Consider the following 17,722-nt stretch of genomic DNA (forward strand, 5'->3'; position numbering starts at 1 on the left):
GATGTCCGGTTGTTGTTGTGGCGATGCGAACTAGCCGGCGATGGCCGCATCGACCACGTCGGGGGTCTCGATGCGCATCGTCAGCACGAATGCCTTGGCCGGCAGTGTATCGCGAGCCCCGCCCGCCAGCATGCCGGTGCGATCCAGCAACGCGTCGAGCACGATCGCCCCGTATCGCACCTGGGCGTCGTTCGCCCCGCAGAGTTCGCGCGCCATGAACAGGCCCAGCCCGGTACCCTGCGGATTGCTGGTGAAGAACGGCTCGAACAGACTGCGCTGCTGCTCGCGCGTGACCTCGGCCCCATCGTTCCAGACGATCAGTTCGGCGTGGTGTTGGTCCAGCGCGTGGGCCAGCAGCCGGATCGATCCCGGCAGCCGGCTGCAGTAGCGCCAGGCGTTGTCGAGCAGGTTGCCCAGCACCTGTTGCAGCTGCGAGGCATCGAAGATCACCGGCCCCTGCAGGTCCACGGCCACGCGCACCGCATTGGGATTGACCTCGGCGCGGGCGCCGGCGCGCGAGCGCATCTCCAGCCGCCAGCGATCGACGATCTCGGGCAGCGCCTGCCCCAGATCCACCGCGCTATGGCCGGCCTTGGGGCGGCGCGACAACTGCAGCACGTCGGACACCACCTGGTCCAGCCGGCGCACGTTGTCGCTGATGATGCGCAGCAGCCGGGCATCGATGGCGGAACCCTCGCCGCCGCCCGAATCGGCCAGCAGCTCGTTGGCCTGGCTGATGGCAGCCAGCGGATTGCGGATCTGGTGCGCCACGCTGGCCACCAGCCGGCCCATGGCCGCCAGTTTTTCCTGCTGCACCTGCTCGGCGATCCGCTCCCAGCTTTCGATATGGACCAGCACCGTGTCGCGCATCTCGCTGCGCAGCAGCGTCTCGTCTTCCGGGCTCCAGGCCATGGCCTCGTTCTGGGCAATCGCCAGACGCAGCCGTGCCGCGCCTTCGGCCGACATGTCGTGCAGGCCCGTGGTATCGCCCCCCAGCGACGACACACCGTTCAGCGTGGCCCGCAGCCCGGCCAGGCCCGGCAGCACGAAGCGCAGGCGCAGCCGGGTGTGCAGCATCGGCGTCCGGCTGGCCGTCGGGCGCGACGGCAGCGGCAGAAGCTGCAGGATGCGCGGCACGTCGTCCTTGCGCTGGATCCAGTCGCGCAGCATCTCCATCAACGGCTGCAGGCGCGGGATGCGGCGCAGGTCGAACAGCACGTTGTCGCGCTCGCCCGCGCGCACCTGGCCCTGCCTGACCCGCTCGTGCGGCTGCACGCCCAGCAGCACGAACGCCGCCGGGTTGGCGGCCACCACCGCGCCGTGGGCGCGCACCAGCATCACGCCGTCCTGCATGTCGTTCACCATCAGCCGGTTCACCAGCTGCTGCATGCGCAGTTCCTGCTCGCGCGCCAGCGCCAGCTGTTCCTGCGCGAGCTGGCGGTTCGCCAGCATGTACATCAGCAGCGCGGCGATCATGAACACCAGCCCGAACAGGCCCGAGCCCAGCAGGTTGGCGTCGGCCTGGCGCACCAGCAACGTCTGGACGAACGGATTGGCCATCACCAGCATGGCCGACACCGCGGCGGTCAGCAGCGCGAACATCAGGCTGGTCAGCGCCCCGGCCTCCAGCGCGGGCAGCAGGAAAATCATCGCCAGCCCCTCGCCGTGATTGCCGCTGCGGCCCAGCACCAAATAGATGGCAGCCAGCAGCGCCAGGTCGACGATGACCTGCGCGCGCACCCGCACATGGAAATGGCGCCGCCATAACGTGCCCAGCAGCGTGGCCAGTCCGATGCACAGGTATGGCACCACCACGGGAATCGCGGCGGCCGTGCGCGCACTGGCCGCCAGGTCCGCCACGGCCACGCCGGCACCGCCACGCTCCAGCGGCAGCCAGGCGTAGCCCAGCAGCAGCACGGCCACGGTGGCGCGGGTCCAGCAGAAGTAGCGCAGCAGGCGCCAGTGGAAGTCGGGCGGCTCGGGCTGGCGCCAGAGATCGGACAGCGTATGCCAGCCGCTCAACCGGGACCAGACCGACGCCCGCCGCTTCATGCCCCGCCCTCGCCGGCCGAATCGGGCAGGTGGCTGCGCCGGCAGTAGTGCTGCCCCTGCCAGGCAATGGCGTCAGTGCGCGGCAGGTGCACGCCGCATTGCGCACATTGCACCATCGGCTGAGCGGCCTCCGGGCTCGCCGGTTCGCGGCCGGCGGCGGCGTCGCGCCGTCCCCCATCGGATGCCTGGTGTGCGCTGGCACGCTGGCGCAGCCACCAGAGGACGCCCAGCACGACAGCCAGCAGGATGAAGATTCTTGCCATGGATCGGAAATACGGGAACGGGTTGGCCTGGAGAAAGGACGATGGGTCCGGTCAGGTGATCCGGTGCAGCACCACTTCGATCACGAAGCGGCTGCCCACATAGGCCAGCAGCAGGATGCCGAACGACGCGATGACCCAGCGCAGCGCCGTGCGGCCACGCCAGCCCCGGAAGTGCCGGCCGATCAGGATGCCGCCGAACATCAGCCAGGAGATGATCGCGAAGACGGTCTTGTGATCCACCCGGAATGCGCGGGCGAACAGCTGCTCCGAGAACAGGAAGCCCGACGCGATGGTCAGCGTCAGCAGCACGAAGCCGGCCGAGATCAGGCGGAACAGCAGCTTTTCGAGCGTCAGCAGCGGCGGCAGCAGGTCCAGCCAGCGGCCCAGCCACTGCCCGGACGCCGCCTCGCCCGCCGCCGGGCGGGTAAAGCCATGCAGGCGGCGCTCTGCCAGCAGCATCAGGAAGGCATGAAAGGCAGCCAGCGTGAACAGCCCGTAGGCCACGTTGGCGATCACGAAATGCAGCTTGAACAGCGGCCGCGCCGCGTAGCCCAGGATCTGCGCCCCCGGAAACGCGAGCGGCATCAGGCTGGCCAGCATCGCCACCGGGAACACGATCAGCCCCAGCCCGGCCAGCGAGAAGAAGAAACTCTCGATCCAGTAGATACCCACGCCCAGCCAGAGCATGGCCGACAGCGCGAAGGCGAAGCCGAACATCATGTGGTCGGCCGGGAAAATGGTTTCGTGCAGCAGCACGCCGTGGCTGACCAGCGCGGCCAGCACCAGCCCATGCCACCAGGCCGGCTGGCCGTCGATGCGCCCGCCGTGGGGCGTGGGCGATGGCATCAGCACCGCCGTGGCGCCGCCGCCTGGACGCCCGGATGGCCCGACCGTCGCCCCGCCGGCTGCCGCCAGTTGCGGGTTGCGCGTCGCCCAGCCGTGAAAGGCCAGGCCGCAGTAGAGAATTGCCGTCAAGGCATACAGTACAATGGCCATTTGCGCAGTTTACCTTAGTGCCATCACGGGTGGTTCTGGCGATGGGATTCCCGCCACACCCTCTTGCCCCGAGCCGGCTGCGCCCCGCATCTAAGCCGATTTCCTCCCCTTTTCTGCCATGCTGGATAACCTCACACAACGCCTGGCGCGGGTCGTCAAGACCATGCGCGGCGAGGCCCGACTGACCGAGGCCAACACCGCCGAGATGCTGCGCGAAGTGCGCCTTGCCATGCTCGAAGCCGACGTGGCGCTGCCGGTCGTGCGTGACTTCATCGCCCGCGTCAAGGAAAAGGCGCTTGGCGAGGACGTGGTCACCAGCCTGACGCCAGGACAGGCCCTGGTCGGCGTGGTGCAGCGCGAGCTGACCGCGATCATCGGCGGTGACGACGCCATTGCCGACCCGAAGATTACCGAGCTGAACCTGAACGTCCAGCCGCCCGCCGTGATCCTGATGGCGGGCCTGCAGGGTGCGGGCAAGACCACGACATCCGGCAAGCTGGCCAAGTGGCTCAAGGAAAACAAGAAAAAGAAAGTGCTGACGGTGTCGTGCGACGTGTATCGCCCCGCCGCCATCGCGCAGCTCAAGACCGTGTCCGAACAGGTGGGCGCGGACTTCTTCCCGTCGCAGCCCGACCAGAAGCCGGTGGACATCGCCCGTGCGGCGCTGGACTGGGCCCGCAAGCACTACCACGACGTGCTGATCGTCGATACGGCCGGCCGGCTTGGTATCGACGAGGCGATGATGCAGGAAATCGCCGCCCTGCACGCCGAACTGAAGCCCGCCGAGACACTGTTCGTGGTCGACGCCATGCTCGGCCAGGACGCCGTGAACACGGCCAAGGCGTTCAACGACGCCCTGCCGCTGACCGGCGTGGTGCTGACCAAGCTGGACGGCGACGCCCGGGGTGGTGCCGCGTTGTCCGTCCGTCACATCACCGGCCGGCCGATCAAGTTCGTCGGCGTGGCCGAAAAGCTCGACGGCCTGGAGCCCTTCTATCCTGACCGCATGGCCCAGCGCATTCTGGGCATGGGCGACATCCTCGCGCTGGTGGAGGAAGCCCAGCGCGGCGTGGACATGGAAGCGGCCGAGAAGCTGGCCAAGAAGATCAAGAAGACGGGCGGTTTCGACCTCGAAGACTTCAAGGCACAGATCGGCCAGATGAAGAAGATGGGCGGCCTGGGCAGCCTGGTCGACAAGCTGCCGGCCCAGTTTGCGCAGCAGGCGCAGGGCGCCAACATGGACCAGGCCGAAAAGCAGGTGCGCCGCATGGAGGGCATCATCAACAGCATGACCGCCGCCGAACGCGCCAAGCCGGAACTGATCAAGGCCAGCCGCAAGCGCCGCATCGCGGCGGGCGCCGGCGTGCCGGTGCAGGAAGTGAACCGCCTGCTGAACCAGTTCGACCAGATGCAGGGCATGATGAAGAAGCTCAAGGGCGGCGGCATGATGAAGATGATGCGCCAGATGGGTGCCATGAAGGGCGGCATGAAGGGCCTCTTCAACCGCTGACCCGCCCCCTACCCTGATTCCCGCAAAAGACAAGTAACAGGACACCGATCATGATGACCGCCGATCAGGCCCGCGAACTCTGGGCCAGCTCCGAGGAAATCGTCAGCGCCCAGGAGGTGCAGGACTCGCTGGACCGCATGGCCAGCGAGATTACCGACAAGATGGGCAACGACTTCCCGCTGGTGCTGTCCGTGATGGGCGGCGCCGTGGTGTTCACGGGCATGCTGCTGCCCAAGCTGCAGTTCCCGCTGGAATTCGACTACATCCACCTGTCGCGCTACAACAACAAGACGGTGGGCGGCGAGATGCAATGGCGCGTGGCGCCGCGCGAATCGGTCAAGGATCGCGTGGTGCTGGTGCTCGACGACATCCTCGACGAAGGCGAGACCATGGCGGCCATCCGCCAGCGCATCATGGACATGGGCGCCAGGGAATTCCACGCCGCCGTGCTGTGCGAAAAGACGCTGACCAAGCTCAAGCCGATGCACCCAGACTTCTGCGGCTTCCAGGTGCCCGACCGCTATGTGTTCGGCTGCGGCATGGACGTCAAGGGCTACTGGCGCAACCTTGGGGCCATCCGCGCCCTGGTCTGAACCGCACGGGTCGCCGTCCTGGCGCTACGCCCCGCGCGGGTGGGCGCCCAGGATGGGCCAGAGCGATGCCAGTAAAAGTATCGCCATCGTCACATTGAATACGCGCAGCACGCGCGGATTTGCCAGCCAGCGGCGCAATGCCGCGCCGAACACCGCCCACGTCGTGATGCTGGGCAGGTTCACCACTCCGCACAGCACCGCCATCAGGGCCGCGTTGGTCCACAGGTTCGGATGCAGCACATAGGCGCTGCAGGCGCCCACCGCCATCACCCAGGCTTTCGGATTCACCCACTGGAACGCCGCCGCGCGCAGGAAGGTCATCGGCTGCGCCACCTCGCGGTCCTGCAGCCCGCCCGCCGTGGCCAGCTTCCACGCCAGCCAGACCAGGTAGGCGGTAGCGGCGACGCGCAGCACGCTCCACGTCCACGGAATCGCCGTGAACACCGAGCCCAGGCCCAGCCCCACGATGACCATCATGACCACCATGCCGATGCAGATGCCGAGCAGGTGCGGCACCGTACGGCGCAGGCCGAAGTTCACACCCGAGGCCAACAGCATCGTGTTGTTCGGGCCCGGGGTGATCGACGAAACCAGCACGAAGGCGCTGTAGGCCATCAACGCGCCGGTACTGGCGGCAAATTCGGGGGGCAGGGTCAGAGCCATGACGGCGCTCCAGAAAATCGAAAACAGGCGCTCAGTCTAAGGACACTGCTAAGTACAGTACCGATACAGTTGGGGCGAAAGCTGCCGGTACGGCATTGGTCACGCCTGTGGGCTACCGTCCGGCGGCATGGATCGCGACCGCCACGGCCATGCCCCACAGCACGACGCCGGTCGCCCGCTCCACGGTGCGCACCGACCGGACAAAGCGCCGCATCACGGCCGGGTGGCGCACAGCGGCCGCCACGGCGATGTCCCACAGCAGGACCGCCCCGAGCATCCACACCCCATAGGCCGCCTGGGTGGCCAGCGGCGTAGACTGCCCCGCCAGCACCGCAAACAGGCTGGCGTAGAACAGTCCGTTCTTCGGATTGAGGACTGCCGACAGAAACCCTGTGCCGACCTGCGCCAGATAGGCGGGCCCGGTCATTCCGCCCGACGCCCCCAGGGCATCGGCGGCATCGCCAGGGCCGGACGGCAGCCGCACGGCGCCGCGCGCGCGCAGGAATTTCCATCCCATCCACCCCAGATAGGCGCAACCGGCCCACTGCAGCGCGCCGAACAGGCCATGCATGCCAGCCGTGGCGGCCAGACCGGCGAGCGCCAGCACAATATAGACGCCGTTGCCCAGCGCGATGCCCAGGCACACGCCGGTGGCGCTGCGCACGCCATCGACCATCGACGCACGCAACACCAGAAAGAAATCGGGCCCTGGACTCAGCAGCGCCAACCCGTGCGCGCCGGCCACCATCGCAAACTGCTGCCACGATGCCTGATCGAATGCCATCCTCGCCTCCCAGCCGGTATGCACCTGCAAAGGCGGCAGTCTGGCTGGATCGGCGCGGCAAGGATTGAAGAAAATTGCGCGGGCGCGCGGAAAGACGGCAGGCCGCCTGAAAGGCCGCTCGCCGGCTAACCGGCCCGCTGATACGCGCGCGGCGTCAGTGCCACCCGCTGGCGGAACGCGCGATGGAAGTGGCTCTGGTCGGCAAACCCGAGCTGCTGGGCCACGTCGGCCGGCGCATCGCCGCGACGCAGCAGCCGGCGCGCGTGCTGAATGCGGATGTCGATCTGGAACGCATGTGGCGTCATGCCGAACCGGGCCCGGAAATGGCGGATCAACTGGTAGCGGCTCATGCCCGCCACCACGGCCAGTTCGGCCAGCGGCAGTGCGTCGCCATGGCGGTCGTGCAGCAGCGCGGTGACGCGATCGAGCCGGCCATCGGCTGGCGGGCCATCGTCGGGCACGCCGTGCCGCTGGCGAGGCTGCCCGAGCCAGCCTTGCATATCTCCCACGAACGCCACCAGGGCCGCCTCCTTTTCCACCAGGTCGACCTCCGAAAACAGCGTGGCGTTCAGCGCGCAGACCAGTGCGTAGGACTCGGCGTCTGCGCTGACGTGCACCCGGCGTACCCGGGCCCTGCCCGCTTCGTCGAGCACCGCATCGGCCCATGCCGCATCGACGTGGATCATCTGGTAGCTCCAGCGCCCGTCGGGCACCGGGTTGCAGGCATGCACGCAGCCGGCGGGCACCCACACCACTGCGCCCGGGGCCAGCCGGGTGTCGTGGCGCGCACCGCGCAGGTCATGACTGAAGACACTGGCGCCGCCATCGACGGCACCTACCGACAGCGTGGGATGCGTGTGTGGCAGATAAGCGGCCCGGCTATCGCAGGCGCGCCGGCTTTCGACGACCGGCAGCGCCGGGTCGAACCAGACGCGGCTCAGCCCCGGCTGCGATACGGTTGCTCGCGCAGCCATTTGGTGGCGATCCACTTTTCGCCCGATTCCACGGGCAGGCCGGCATGCAACGTACGGTCGTCGAGCGTGCCGTCGGGCTGCTTGTAATGGAACAACACCGCGTTGCCCTTGACCGGCGCCACTTCGAGCCCAAGACGCGGAAACGCCGTGGCGCCACCGGCCGGCGGGCTGTTCAGGTAGATCACCAGCGTGGCCACGCGCTGGCCGCCCACGCGCAACTGGCGCGCTTCGCCGGGGCGCTGCGGGTTGAAGAAATCGAAATGCGGCTGATACTCGCCGCCGGGCTTGTAGTTGAGGATTTGCAGGCCTTCGCCGTGCTCGACCGGCAAGCCGGTGATGGCGGCAATGCGCGCCTCGATCCGCTGGATCAGCGCATGCTCGCCCACCTGGAACATCGCCCCCATGCTGGTGCGGGCGTCGATCAGGTTTTCGTCGCCGGTGTCGGGATTGACCACGGGCGAACGCTGCAGGCGGTCGCGCGCCAGCGTGATCAACGCATCACATTCGGTACCGTCGAGCAGATTCTGCAACAGCAGGATGCGCGGCGCCTCCAGCGCAAACAGGATAGGCACCTCGCGCCCTTCGTGGCGAAACGCGTTGCGGCCGGCGGCCGGCATGGCTGCTTCCGCCGCCTCTGCCGCCTTGGTTGCCGCCGTGGCCGCAGCCCCCGCAGGCTGCACCGCCGCGCGCGTCACCCCCGGCGCGGGCGCCGGCACCTGCCGGGCGGGCGGGCGATGGCCCAGCGCGCCATTGACGGTATCGCGGGCAAACGTGGCGTCGTAGCCCGACCGCAGCATCGACAGCACCAGCGATTCGGCATCGAAGCCCTGCTCGATATGGCGTGCCAGCCATAGTTCGAGCTCGGGAGACGTGGCGCAATACCCTGCGCGGGACTCACGTGTCATGACGGATTGGACAGCCGCTGGGGCGAGAACGGGTTGCGCGCGGGCGATTCGGGCGGCAGCGTGCGGCGTGCCGGCGCCGTGGCCGCCGGGGCCGCGCCGTCCGGGTCGCCAGCAATCGTGACCGTGGCCTCGGAATACTGCCAGCGTTTCCAGGCCCCCAGCACCGCATTCGGATACTCGGGACGGCCACGGCTGCCGTTGTACCGGCCCAGCGCCAGGAACAGGTCGCCGTTCTCGCGATCCAGATAGTGGCGCAGGATGGTGCACCCGTAACGCAGGTTGCTCTGCAGGTGGAACAGCTTGCGGGTGTCACCGTCGCCGATCGAGCGTACCCAGAACGGCATCACCTGCATCAGCCCACGCGCATCGGCCGAACTGATGGCGTACTTGCGGAAGCCGCTTTCCACCTGCACCAGGCCCAGCACCAGCGACGGCTCCAGCCCGGCGCGCTTGGCCTCGTAATAGACGGTCTCGATCAGTTCGACCCGCGTCTGCGGGTCGGGCAGCTTCGATTCCAGCCGGCGCGACATCTCGCCCAGCCATTTCAGATAGCCGAGCTTCTCGCCGCCCGACGCGAACGTCGGCCGCACCGGCCGGTTATCGGCAATCGCCGCCGCCAGCGCGCCCCGCACGGAATCGGCCAGCGCCTCTTCCTTTTGTGCCCCGGCCCGGGCTGCCGTGGATAATGCGGCACATAACACGCCGGCGGCCAGGGCGGCAGCCCAGCGGCGGGACATCGGCAGGCCAGCGGCGCGCATGACGTCGACCGTCGCTTAGCTGGCGAGCAGGTGGCGCACGTGCGCCACCACGTCGGTCACGGCTACGGGAGTAGCCTGTGCATCGCGGCGGCCCTGGTATTCGACCTTGCCTTCCTTGAGGCCACGGTCGCCCACCACCACGCGATGCGGCACGCCGATCAGTTCCCAATCGGCAAACATCACGCCCGGGCGCTCGCCGCGGTCGTCCAGGATCACGTCCACGCCGGCTGCCAGCAGTTCGGCATGGATGCGGTCGGCCTCGGCCTTCACGGCTTCGTTGCGGTCATAGCCGACCGGGCACACCACCACCGCGAACGGGGCAATCGACGCCGGCCAGATGATGCCGCGCTCGTCATAGTTCTGCTCGATGGCCGCGCCCAGGATCCGGGTGACGCCAATGCCATAGCAACCCATCTGCATCGGCTGGTTCTTGCCGGTTTCGTCCAGGAACACGGCATTCATCGACTCCGAATAGCGGGTACCCAGCATGAAAACGTGGCCCACCTCGATGCCGCGGCAGATTTCCAGCGTGCCCTTGCCGTCCGGCGACGCGTCGCCGGCCACCACGTTGCGCAGGTCCGCCACCACCGGCTCGGGCAGGTCGCGGCCCCAGTTCACGCCGGTGTAGTGGTAGTCGCGCTCGTTGGCGCCGCAGCAGAAATCGGCCATGTTGGCCACGGTGCGGTCAGCCACCACCTTGACGGGCTTCTTCGTGCCGATCGGGCCCAGGTAGCCCGGGGGCGAGCCAAACGCATCGACAATCTCGGTCTCGGTGGCAAATCGGAATTCGGCCAGGCCCGGCACCTTCGACGCCTTGACCTCGTTCAGTTCGTGGTCGCCACGGATCAGCAGCAGCCAGATCTGCGCGCCGGCATCGCCATCGGTGGCCAGCACGATGGACTTGACCGTGCGGTCCAGCGGCATGCCCAGGAATTCGGCCACGTGCTCGCACTTGGCCTTGCCCGGCGTGGACGTTTTGGCCAGGGCCTCGGCCGGCGCGGCGCGCTGGGCCGTGAGCGGCAGCGCCTCGGCGGCTTCCATGTTGGCGGCGTAATCCGACGTGGGGCAATAGACGATGGCGTCTTCGCCGGTGTCGGCGATCACGTGGAATTCGTGCGAGCCGGAGCCGCCGATGGCGCCGTTATCGGCCGCCACGGCGCGGAATTCCAGGCCGAAACGCGTGAAAATGCGCTGGTAGGCGTCGTACATCTTCTGGTACGAGACCTTCAGGCCCTCGACGTCACGGTCGAACGAATAGGCGTCCTTCATCGTGAATTCGCGGCCGCGCATGATGCCGAAGCGCGGACGGCGCTCGTCGCGGAACTTGGTCTGAATCTGATAGAAGTTCACCGGCAGCTGCTTGTAGCTGCGGATTTCGCCCCGGGCGATGTCGGTGACCACCTCTTCCGACGTCGGCTGCATGGCGAAGTCGCGCTCGTGGCGGTCTTTCAGGCGCAGCAGCTCGGGGCCCATCTTGTCCCAGCGGCCGGTTTCCTGCCACAGCTCGGCCGGCTGGACCACCGGCATCAGCAGTTCCACGGCGCCGGCGCGGTTCATTTCCTCGCGAACAATGTTCTCCACCTTGCGGATCACCCGCAGGCCCACCGGCATGTAGCTGTAGATCCCGGCGCCCAGCTTCTTGATCATGCCGGCCCGCATCATCAGTTTGTGCGACACGATTTCCGCGTCGGCGGGGGCTTCCTTGAGGGTGGAAATGAAGAAATGCGAGGCTTTCATCCGTTGGTTTCTCGTAAGGCTGGTCGTGGCGGGCCGTATCGGCCGCGCCGCCGGACGGCAGCATAGGACTTTCGGTTCACGGGGGGACGCGCCTGAAACTGCCCATCTGCTCGGGAAAACCAGCATTCCCGGGGTCGGGCCGACGCGCGCGCATCCCTTATAATCGACGTAATTCTAAAGGATTCGAGGTGCAGTCATGCTCGATCGTGAAGGCTTTCGCCCGAACGTCGGCATCATCCTCATCAACGCACGTAACGAGGTTTTCTGGGGCAAGCGAATCGGCGAACACTCCTGGCAGTTTCCGCAAGGTGGCATCAAGTACGGCGAGACGCCGGAACAGGCCATGTTCCGCGAGCTGCAAGAAGAAGTCGGGCTGCTTCCGGAGCACGTCAGGATCGTCGGTCGCACGCGCGACTGGCTGCGTTATGAGGTGCCGGACAAGTTCATTCGCCGCGAGATCCGCGGCCACTACAAGGGCCAGAAGCAGATCTGGTTTCTGCTGCGCATGGTGTGTCGCGATTGCGACATCCACCTGCGCGCGAGCGACCATCCGGAATTCGATGCCTGGCGCTGGAGCGAGTACTGGGTACCGCTCGACGCCGTGATCGAATTCAAGCGCGATGTCTACCAGTTGGCGCTGACCGAGCTGTCGCGGTTCCTGAACCGTGGACGCGTGCCGCTGAGCCCCTATGGGCATCACCATATGGGACACGGCCGGCACGGCGAGGGCGCGCGTGCGCCCCGGCAGCCCGAGACCGCGCCAGCGGCCTTGCAGGCGGCCACCGCAGGCAACGGCCAGCCCGCCCATGCCGTCGATGAGACGGCTGCCATGGACGCGGCGGCCATCGTGCCCGAAACCTCTCTTTCGCCGGACCAGCCGGCGACCAACAAACGGAGTCATGGATGACTAGTTTCAGCGGCCGGAGTCTTCGCTCCGGCCTGTTGCTGGCGGCAGCCTGCCTGGCGCTTGCCGGCTGCAAGACCACCAGCAAGGGCATGCCCGAGGAAGAACAGCCGGCGTCCGACAGCGGCTTCATCAACCCGTTCGAGGACCGGCCGTTCAAGGAAGTCCAGACGGCGCTGCCGGCCCTGCCCCAGGATGCGGACCTGATCCCGTTCAAGGTCAACGATTCGTCGGACTTCCGCTTCATGGTCGATCCGAAGTCGATCTCGGTCGGCCCGGACCGCGTGGTGCGCTATACGGTGGTCATCACCAGCGCCGGCGGCGGCCGCAATGTCAGCTATGAAGGCATGCGCTGCGATGCATTCGAGCGCCGCATCTACGCCACGCTGCCCAAGGGCGCCACGGCCTGGGTGCCGAACCTGGGCGAGGACCGCGACCTGTGGATCCGCATGCAGACCCGCTCCCGCAACGCCTATGCGGCCACGCTGGCCACTGACTACTTCTGCGAAGGCCGCACGGTGGCCGGCAAGCCGGAGCAAATGATCCGCGACCTGAAGGCCTACGCGCCCAGCCGCTGACCGGCCCTTCAGCACAAAAAAAGGCGAGTACCCGACGGGACTCGCCTTTTTTTCATGGGCTCCGGCCCGATCCGGCCCTATCCGGCCTTCGGCGGACGCGCGTCAGACCAGCACGAGGTTGTCGCGATGGATCAGCTCGGGCTCGTTCAGATGACCCAGTACCGACTCGATTTCCGACGATGGCTTGCGGGCGATCAGCCTGGCCTCGGCGCTTGAATAGTTGGTGATGCCGCGCGCCACCTCGCGGCCGCTGCTGTCGACACAGGCCACCACTTCGCCGCGCGCGAACTCGCCCTGCACCTCGGTCACGCCGATCGGCAGCAGCGACTTGCCGCCGCCCGTCAGCTTTTCGACGGCGCCGGCATCGATGACCACGCGGCCGCGCAGCTGCAGGTGATCGGCCATCCATTGCTTGCGCGCCGTCAGCCGGCCCGTGGGCGCCAGCAGCTGCGTGCCGATGGCTTCGCCTGCCGCCAGGCGGCCCAGCACGTCCTGCTCGCGGCCCGACGCAATCGTGGTGTGCGCGCCCGACTTGGCGGCCCGCTTGGCCGCCAGGATCTTGGTCAGCATGCCGCCGCGCCCGATGGACGTGCCCGCGCCGCCCGCCATGGCTTCCAGTTCCGGCGTGCCGGCCAGCGCCTCGTGGACGAACTCGGCATCCGGGTCCTTGCGCGGGTCGGCCGTGTACAAGCCACGCTGGTCGGTCAGGATCACCAGCGCATCGCCTTCGATCAGGTTCGTGACCAGGGCGCCCAGCGTGTCGTTGTCGCCGAACTTGATTTCGTCGGTGACCACGGTGTCGTTCTCGTTGATGATCGGCACCACGCCCAGGCTCAGAAGCGTCAGTAGCGTGGAGCGCGCATTGAGATAGCGTTCGCGGTCGGCCAGGTCGGCGTGGGTCAGCAATACCTGCGCCGTGCGGATGCCATAACGGCCGAACTGGCTCTCGTAGACCTGGGCCAGTCCCATCTGGCCCACCGCGGCGGCGGCCTGCAGTTCATGGATTTCCTTCGGCCGGCGGCTCCAGCCCAGCCGCTGCATGCCTTCGGCAATGGCCCCGGAACTGACCAGCACCACTTCCTTGCCCGTCCCGCGCAGCTTGGCGATCTGGGCGGCCCAGCGCGCAATGGCGTCGTGATCCAGCCCCTTGCCGTCGTTGGTGACCAGGCTCGACCCCACTTTGACGACGATACGCTTTGCCTGGGCGATGACCGATTGCATGACGAGTTCCCTGTCTCCGAGCCGTGGTAGTTGTGTTGAGGTGTGACAGCTTACGCCGGCTGGTCGCCCCGGTCGACGTTGTGCAGGCGGTCGTCCAGCCGGATGTCGGGCTCGGCCAGCGCGGCGGCCTCTTCGGCCTTGAGCGCGGCCAGATGGTCCTTGATCGCGTAGACCAGCTCGCGGCAGCCTTCGCCGGTCAGCGCCGAGATATGGAACACCGGGCCCTTCCACTTGTAACGCTTGATGAAGTCCTTCACCCGTGTGGCGCGCTCTTCCTCGGGCACCACGTCGAGCTTGTTCAGCACCAGCCAGCGCGGCTTGTTGTACAGGGTCTCGTCGTACTTCTTCAGTTCGTTGACGATGGCCCTGGCCTCGGCAACGGGATCGACATTCTCGTCGAACGGCGCGATATCGACGATATGCAGCAGCAGCCCGGTGCGCTGCAGGTGGCGCAGGAACTGGTGGCCCAGGCCGGCACCCTCGGCGGCGCCTTCGATCAGGCCGGGGATATCGGCCACCACGAACGACTGCTCATGGTCCACGCGGACCACGCCCAGGTTCGGATGCAGCGTCGTGAACGGGTAGTCCGCCACCTTCGGGCGGGCGTTCGACACATGCGAGATGAAGGTGGACTTGCCCGCATTGGGCATGCCCAGCAGGCCCACGTCGGCCAGCACCTTCAGTTCCAGCTTGAGCATGCGGCGCTCGCCCGGCTTGCCGTCGACCTGCTGGCGCGGCGCGCGGTTGGTACTCGACTTGAAGTGCAGGTTGCCCCAGCCGCCCATGCCGCCTTCGGCCAGGCAGACGCGCTGGCCGTGCTCGGTCAGGTCGGCGATGACCTCGCCGGTATCCATGTCGGTGATCAGCGTTCCCACCGGCATGCGCAGCGTGACGTCTTCGCCGGCGGCGCCATAGCAGTCGGAGCCGCGGCCGTTCTCGCCGTTGCGGGCCACGTGCTTCTTGGCATAGCGGAAGTCGATCAGCGTATTGATATTGCGGTCGGCCTGCGCGAACACGCTGCCGCCACGGCCGCCGTCGCCGCCATCGGGGCCACCGAAGGGCACAAATTTCTCGCGCCGGAACGAAGCACTTCCGTTGCCGCCATTGCCGGCGATCGCTTCGATACGGGCTTCGTCAATGAACTTCATGTTGGTTTTCCGATGAGGATCCGGCTTGCACCCGCGAAACGCCAGCAAACGGAGCGAAGCGGTTCGGGCCAGGGCGCGTGGCCGCAGATAATACAAATGTTACGGCAAGGCCGCGCAACGACGCCAGAAACGTTTTGCCGGCGCGTCGAAAATAAAAAAGCCCCGCATGCTTGCGGGGCCTTTCGTGCTGCAAAGGCTGTTATCAGGCCGCCGGAACGACGCTGACTTGCTGCTTCTTGGCAGCGCCCTTGACTGCGAACTGCACGTGGCCGTCGACCAGTGCAAACAGCGTGTGGTCCTTGCCGACACCCACGTTGTCGCCAGCGTGCACGCGCGTGCCACGTTGACGAACGATGATGCCGCCGGCGTTGATCGCCTGACCACCGTACACCTTCACGCCCAGACGCTTCGATTCCGAATCACGTCCGTTCCGCGTAGAGCCGCCGCCTTTTTTCTGTGCCATGTCTTAACTCCTGTTGACCTATTGCGAGGAAACCTGTTTCCGAGCCGTGGCTCAGGCAACGATGGCTTCGATGCGCAGTTCGGTGTAATTCTGACGATGGCCCTGACGCTTCTGGTAGTGCTTGCGACGGCGCATCTTGAAGATCTTCACCTTGTCGTGACGACCTTGGGCGATAACGGTAGCCTTGACGGAAGCCCCGCTCACCAGCGGCGTACCAAACTTGATTTGGTCGCCAGCGCCCACTGCGAGCACCTGGTCCAGCGTGATTTCTGCGCCAATGTCAGCCGGTATCTGTTCTACTTTCAGTTTTTCGCCAGCAGCAACCTTGTATTGCTTGCCGCCGGTTTTTACGACCGCGTACATTGTCGAACCTCTCGATGTTGATTGAAACGATGAATGCTGCCCCGGGAGGCCCGGAGCCGGCGCCGTTTCGTGCGCCGCAGACGGTGCGCGCATGAAACGCGACCGAAGGAACCGCAAATTATAATCCGGTTTACGGAAAAGCGCAAAGAAAACAACGGGATAGCCGGCCGGACGCCGGTTGAGGCGGGCGGCGCACTTCCGGCGTTGCGCGCAGGATCAGGTCAGGTCGGCCAGCAGAAACCCGGCCAGGGCAGCGAACGCCACCCACCAGGCGGTGCGGCGGACATGCCGGCGGGATGCATGGGGCTTGTCCATGGCGGCATTATAGGGGCGCCAGCGCCGCCGCAGACACCCTTGCGCCGCCGCGCCTGACATTCCCTTCCATCCCGCGCCAGCGACAGCCATAGTCACATCGGCATCGCATATAATCCTCCGGTTTTGCGAAACGGTGATCCCATCTTGTCCCAGTCTTCCGCCACTGCCTTGCTTGCCCCGGTCGCTGCCGACATGCGCGCCGTTGACGCCGTGATCCGCCGACGCCTGTCGTCGGAAGTCCCGCTCGTCGAACAGATTGGCGAATACATCATCAGCGCGGGCGGCAAGCGCCTGCGCCCGGTCATCCTGCTGCTGTCGGCGCGCGCGTTCGGCTACGAGGGCCATCGCCATCACGAACTGGCCGCGGTGGTGGAGTTCATCCATACCGCCACGCTGCTGCATGACGACGTGGTGGACGAATCCGAACTGCGCCGGGGCCGCCAGACCGCCAACGCCGTGTTCGGCAATGCCGCCAGCGTGCTGGTCGGCGATTTCCTCTACTCGCGCGCGTTCCAGATGATGGTCGACGCCGGCAGCATGCGCATCATGGAGATTCTCTCCAACGCCACCAATGTGATCGCCGAGGGCGAGGTGCTGCAGCTGCTGAACATGCACGACCCCGATGTCACCGTGGAACGCTACCTGCAGGTGATCCGGTACAAGACGGCCAAGCTGTTCGAGGCTTCGGCGCAACTGGGCGCGGTACTGGCCGGCGCGGACGCCGCCATGGAAGAAGCGGCCGCCGAGTACGGCCGGCGTATCGGCACGGCATTCCAGCTGATCGACGACATGCTCGACTACACGGCCAGCGCCGAGCAGATGGGCAAGAACGCCGGCGACGACCTGCGTGAAGGCAAGCCCACGCTGCCGCTGCTGCACCTGCTGGAGCATGGCACGGCCGAGCAGCGCGAACTGGCCCGCGACGCCATCGTGCAAGGCGGCACCGAACACTTCGACGCCGTCTTCTCGGCCATCCACGCCAGCGGCGCGCTTGAAGTCACGTTCGCGGCCGCGCGCCACGAGGCCGAAGCCGCCGAGCGGGCCGCCATGCAGTTTCCGGACTCGCCGCTCAAGAACACGCTGATCGAGCTGTGCGCGTTCTCGCTGCAGCGGCAGAGCTGACGGCGGACGATACTTTTTCTTGAGATGGTGCTTGCCAACTCCGGGAAACGCCGCTAGAATTTTGTTCTTTGCTGCTGACGACACACTGTCAGCGGGCAACAGAAATCGGGGTGTAGCTTAGCCTGGTAGAGCGCTACGTTCGGGACGTAGAGGCCGGAGGTTCGAATCCTCTCACCCCGACCAGATTTCGATGCAAGGTGATGCAGGGCATTGCCGGACATCACAGGTATCAGCAGAAAGCCGCACAGCGATGTGCGGCTTTTTTGTTTTTGTCCCCCGCCCCTCCCCTGCTTTTCCCCCTCCTTTCCGCCGGACCGCGCCACCCCTCTTTCCGCCCCCCGCGCAAGTAGGGTTGCAGCCGTGTCGCGCAAAC

Annotated in this window: 18 protein-coding genes and 1 tRNA gene; 6 read left to right on the forward strand and 13 right to left on the reverse strand. The window is 66.7% G+C overall.

The window, feature by feature from the left end:
• Positions 1-30: 30 nt before the first annotated feature.
• From AC3FJ6_RS20835 to AC3FJ6_RS20845, 3 genes are read right to left on the reverse strand one after another with little or no spacing between them, the layout of a single operon-like run.
• Entirely contained in the window at positions 31-2,052 is a 2,022-nt protein-coding gene (locus tag AC3FJ6_RS20835) for a sensor histidine kinase (protein WP_488773555.1), read from the reverse strand.
• Positions 2,049-2,315, reverse strand: a complete 267-nt coding sequence (locus tag AC3FJ6_RS20840) for a PP0621 family protein (protein ID WP_488773556.1) — start codon at positions 2,313-2,315, stop codon at positions 2,049-2,051. The genes AC3FJ6_RS20835 and AC3FJ6_RS20840 overlap by 4 nt, the downstream gene beginning before the upstream one ends.
• A gap of 51 nt (positions 2,316-2,366) precedes the next feature.
• Entirely contained in the window at positions 2,367-3,311 is a 945-nt protein-coding gene (locus tag AC3FJ6_RS20845; protein ID WP_488773557.1) for a cytochrome C assembly family protein, read from the reverse strand.
• A 118-nt stretch (positions 3,312-3,429) separates the two neighbouring features.
• Here AC3FJ6_RS20845 and ffh point away from each other — a divergent pair, with 118 nt between their 5' ends.
• Complete coding sequence (gene ffh / locus AC3FJ6_RS20850) at positions 3,430-4,821, forward strand: signal recognition particle protein (RefSeq protein ID WP_153947219.1); 1,392 nt, start codon at positions 3,430-3,432, stop codon at positions 4,819-4,821.
• 50 nt (positions 4,822-4,871) lie between these two features.
• Positions 4,872-5,414 carry a hypoxanthine-guanine phosphoribosyltransferase gene (locus AC3FJ6_RS20855; protein ID WP_400393685.1) on the forward strand — a complete coding sequence of 181 codons (543 nt, stop codon included), beginning with the start codon at positions 4,872-4,874 and terminating at the stop codon, positions 5,412-5,414.
• Between the two features lie 24 nt (positions 5,415-5,438).
• Here AC3FJ6_RS20855 and AC3FJ6_RS20860 read toward each other — a convergent pair whose 3' ends face one another.
• The 6 genes from AC3FJ6_RS20860 to AC3FJ6_RS20885 all read right to left on the reverse strand — a co-directional run bounded on the left by AC3FJ6_RS20860 (position 5,439) and on the right by AC3FJ6_RS20885 (position 11,235).
• A complete protein-coding gene (locus AC3FJ6_RS20860) occupies positions 5,439-6,077 on the reverse strand; it encodes a LysE family translocator (protein ID WP_488773558.1) in 639 nt (212 codons plus the stop codon).
• Between the two features lie 112 nt (positions 6,078-6,189).
• The gene (locus AC3FJ6_RS20865) at positions 6,190-6,861 is read right to left on the reverse strand and encodes a LysE family translocator (RefSeq protein WP_488773559.1); all 672 of its coding nucleotides are present in this window, start codon (positions 6,859-6,861) and stop codon (positions 6,190-6,192) included.
• Between the two features lie 125 nt (positions 6,862-6,986).
• Entirely contained in the window at positions 6,987-7,835 is an 849-nt protein-coding gene (locus tag AC3FJ6_RS20870; protein ID WP_488773560.1) for a helix-turn-helix domain-containing protein, read from the reverse strand.
• Positions 7,799-8,740: a 2OG-Fe(II) oxygenase gene (locus AC3FJ6_RS20875; RefSeq protein ID WP_488773561.1), complete on the reverse strand. Its 942-nt coding sequence runs from the start codon at positions 8,738-8,740 to the stop codon at positions 7,799-7,801. Before AC3FJ6_RS20875 ends, AC3FJ6_RS20870 begins: the two co-directional genes overlap by 37 nt.
• Positions 8,737-9,498, reverse strand: a complete 762-nt coding sequence (locus tag AC3FJ6_RS20880) for a lytic transglycosylase domain-containing protein (protein WP_488773562.1) — start codon at positions 9,496-9,498, stop codon at positions 8,737-8,739. Before AC3FJ6_RS20880 ends, AC3FJ6_RS20875 begins: the two co-directional genes overlap by 4 nt.
• A 15-nt stretch (positions 9,499-9,513) precedes the next feature.
• On the reverse strand, positions 9,514-11,235 hold the full coding sequence (locus AC3FJ6_RS20885) for a proline--tRNA ligase (protein WP_488773563.1): 1,722 nt from the start codon (positions 11,233-11,235) through the stop codon (positions 9,514-9,516).
• A gap of 196 nt (positions 11,236-11,431) precedes the next feature.
• Between AC3FJ6_RS20885 and AC3FJ6_RS20890 the strand changes: the two genes are divergently transcribed.
• Entirely contained in the window at positions 11,432-12,142 is a 711-nt protein-coding gene (locus AC3FJ6_RS20890; RefSeq protein ID WP_487523489.1) for an RNA pyrophosphohydrolase, read from the forward strand.
• Positions 12,139-12,717 (forward strand): CNP1-like family protein, encoded by a 579-nt coding sequence (locus AC3FJ6_RS20895; RefSeq protein ID WP_400392328.1) that lies wholly within the window; start codon positions 12,139-12,141, stop codon positions 12,715-12,717. Before AC3FJ6_RS20890 ends, AC3FJ6_RS20895 begins: the two co-directional genes overlap by 4 nt.
• A gap of 102 nt (positions 12,718-12,819) precedes the next feature.
• Here AC3FJ6_RS20895 and proB read toward each other — a convergent pair whose 3' ends face one another.
• From proB to rplU, 4 genes are all read right to left on the reverse strand, one after another.
• Complete coding sequence (proB, locus tag AC3FJ6_RS20900) at positions 12,820-13,938, reverse strand: glutamate 5-kinase (protein WP_488773564.1); 1,119 nt, start codon at positions 13,936-13,938, stop codon at positions 12,820-12,822.
• Positions 13,939-13,988: 50 nt separating this feature from the next.
• Positions 13,989-15,086, reverse strand: coding sequence for a GTPase ObgE (gene obgE / locus AC3FJ6_RS20905; protein WP_488773565.1), 1,098 nt, complete (start codon positions 15,084-15,086; stop codon positions 13,989-13,991).
• 202 nt (positions 15,087-15,288) lie between these two features.
• Entirely contained in the window at positions 15,289-15,549 is a 261-nt protein-coding gene (gene rpmA, locus AC3FJ6_RS20910) for a 50S ribosomal protein L27 (protein WP_066732378.1), read from the reverse strand.
• A gap of 51 nt (positions 15,550-15,600) precedes the next feature.
• A complete protein-coding gene (gene rplU, locus AC3FJ6_RS20915; RefSeq protein WP_008647259.1) occupies positions 15,601-15,912 on the reverse strand; it encodes a 50S ribosomal protein L21 in 312 nt (103 codons plus the stop codon).
• Positions 15,913-16,419: 507 nt separating this feature from the next.
• Here rplU and ispB point away from each other — a divergent pair.
• Together ispB and AC3FJ6_RS20925 are read left to right on the forward strand one after the other, a co-directional pair.
• Complete coding sequence (ispB, locus tag AC3FJ6_RS20920; RefSeq protein WP_153947425.1) at positions 16,420-17,349, forward strand: octaprenyl diphosphate synthase; 930 nt, start codon at positions 16,420-16,422, stop codon at positions 17,347-17,349.
• Between the two features lie 106 nt (positions 17,350-17,455).
• Positions 17,456-17,532 (forward strand) — tRNA-Pro (locus tag AC3FJ6_RS20925).
• Positions 17,533-17,722 lie beyond the last annotated feature (190 nt).

It is taken from the genome of Cupriavidus sp. 94F1, assembly GCF_057798875.1.

Bases quoted from the DNA above. Each gene is read 5' to 3' on its own strand.
- obgE (WP_488773565.1), bottom strand. From the start codon at position 15,086: ATGAAGTTCATTGACGAAGCCCGTATCGAAGCGATCGCCGGCAATGGC.
- AC3FJ6_RS20895 (WP_400392328.1), top strand. From the start codon at position 12,139: ATGACTAGTTTCAGCGGCCGGAGTCTTCGCTCCGGCCTGTTGCTGGCG.
- AC3FJ6_RS20835 (WP_488773555.1), bottom strand. From the start codon at position 2,052: ATGAAGCGGCGGGCGTCGGTCTGGTCCCGGTTGAGCGGCTGGCATACG.
- ffh (WP_153947219.1), top strand. From the start codon at position 3,430: ATGCTGGATAACCTCACACAACGCCTGGCGCGGGTCGTCAAGACCATG.
- AC3FJ6_RS20865 (WP_488773559.1), bottom strand. From the start codon at position 6,861: ATGGCATTCGATCAGGCATCGTGGCAGCAGTTTGCGATGGTGGCCGGC.
- AC3FJ6_RS20840 (WP_488773556.1), bottom strand. From the start codon at position 2,315: ATGGCAAGAATCTTCATCCTGCTGGCTGTCGTGCTGGGCGTCCTCTGG.
- AC3FJ6_RS20845 (WP_488773557.1), bottom strand. From the start codon at position 3,311: ATGGCCATTGTACTGTATGCCTTGACGGCAATTCTCTACTGCGGCCTG.
- rplU (WP_008647259.1), bottom strand. From the start codon at position 15,912: ATGTACGCGGTCGTAAAAACCGGCGGCAAGCAATACAAGGTTGCTGCT.
- AC3FJ6_RS20890 (WP_487523489.1), top strand. From the start codon at position 11,432: ATGCTCGATCGTGAAGGCTTTCGCCCGAACGTCGGCATCATCCTCATC.
- AC3FJ6_RS20875 (WP_488773561.1), bottom strand. From the start codon at position 8,740: ATGACACGTGAGTCCCGCGCAGGGTATTGCGCCACGTCTCCCGAGCTC.
- AC3FJ6_RS20855 (WP_400393685.1), top strand. From the start codon at position 4,872: ATGATGACCGCCGATCAGGCCCGCGAACTCTGGGCCAGCTCCGAGGAA.
- rpmA (WP_066732378.1), bottom strand. From the start codon at position 15,549: ATGGCACAGAAAAAAGGCGGCGGCTCTACGCGGAACGGACGTGATTCG.
- AC3FJ6_RS20885 (WP_488773563.1), bottom strand. From the start codon at position 11,235: ATGAAAGCCTCGCATTTCTTCATTTCCACCCTCAAGGAAGCCCCCGCC.
- AC3FJ6_RS20880 (WP_488773562.1), bottom strand. From the start codon at position 9,498: ATGCGCGCCGCTGGCCTGCCGATGTCCCGCCGCTGGGCTGCCGCCCTG.
- AC3FJ6_RS20870 (WP_488773560.1), bottom strand. From the start codon at position 7,835: ATGGCTGCGCGAGCAACCGTATCGCAGCCGGGGCTGAGCCGCGTCTGG.
- AC3FJ6_RS20860 (WP_488773558.1), bottom strand. From the start codon at position 6,077: ATGGCTCTGACCCTGCCCCCCGAATTTGCCGCCAGTACCGGCGCGTTG.
- ispB (WP_153947425.1), top strand. From the start codon at position 16,420: ATGCGCGCCGTTGACGCCGTGATCCGCCGACGCCTGTCGTCGGAAGTC.
- proB (WP_488773564.1), bottom strand. From the start codon at position 13,938: ATGCAATCGGTCATCGCCCAGGCAAAGCGTATCGTCGTCAAAGTGGGG.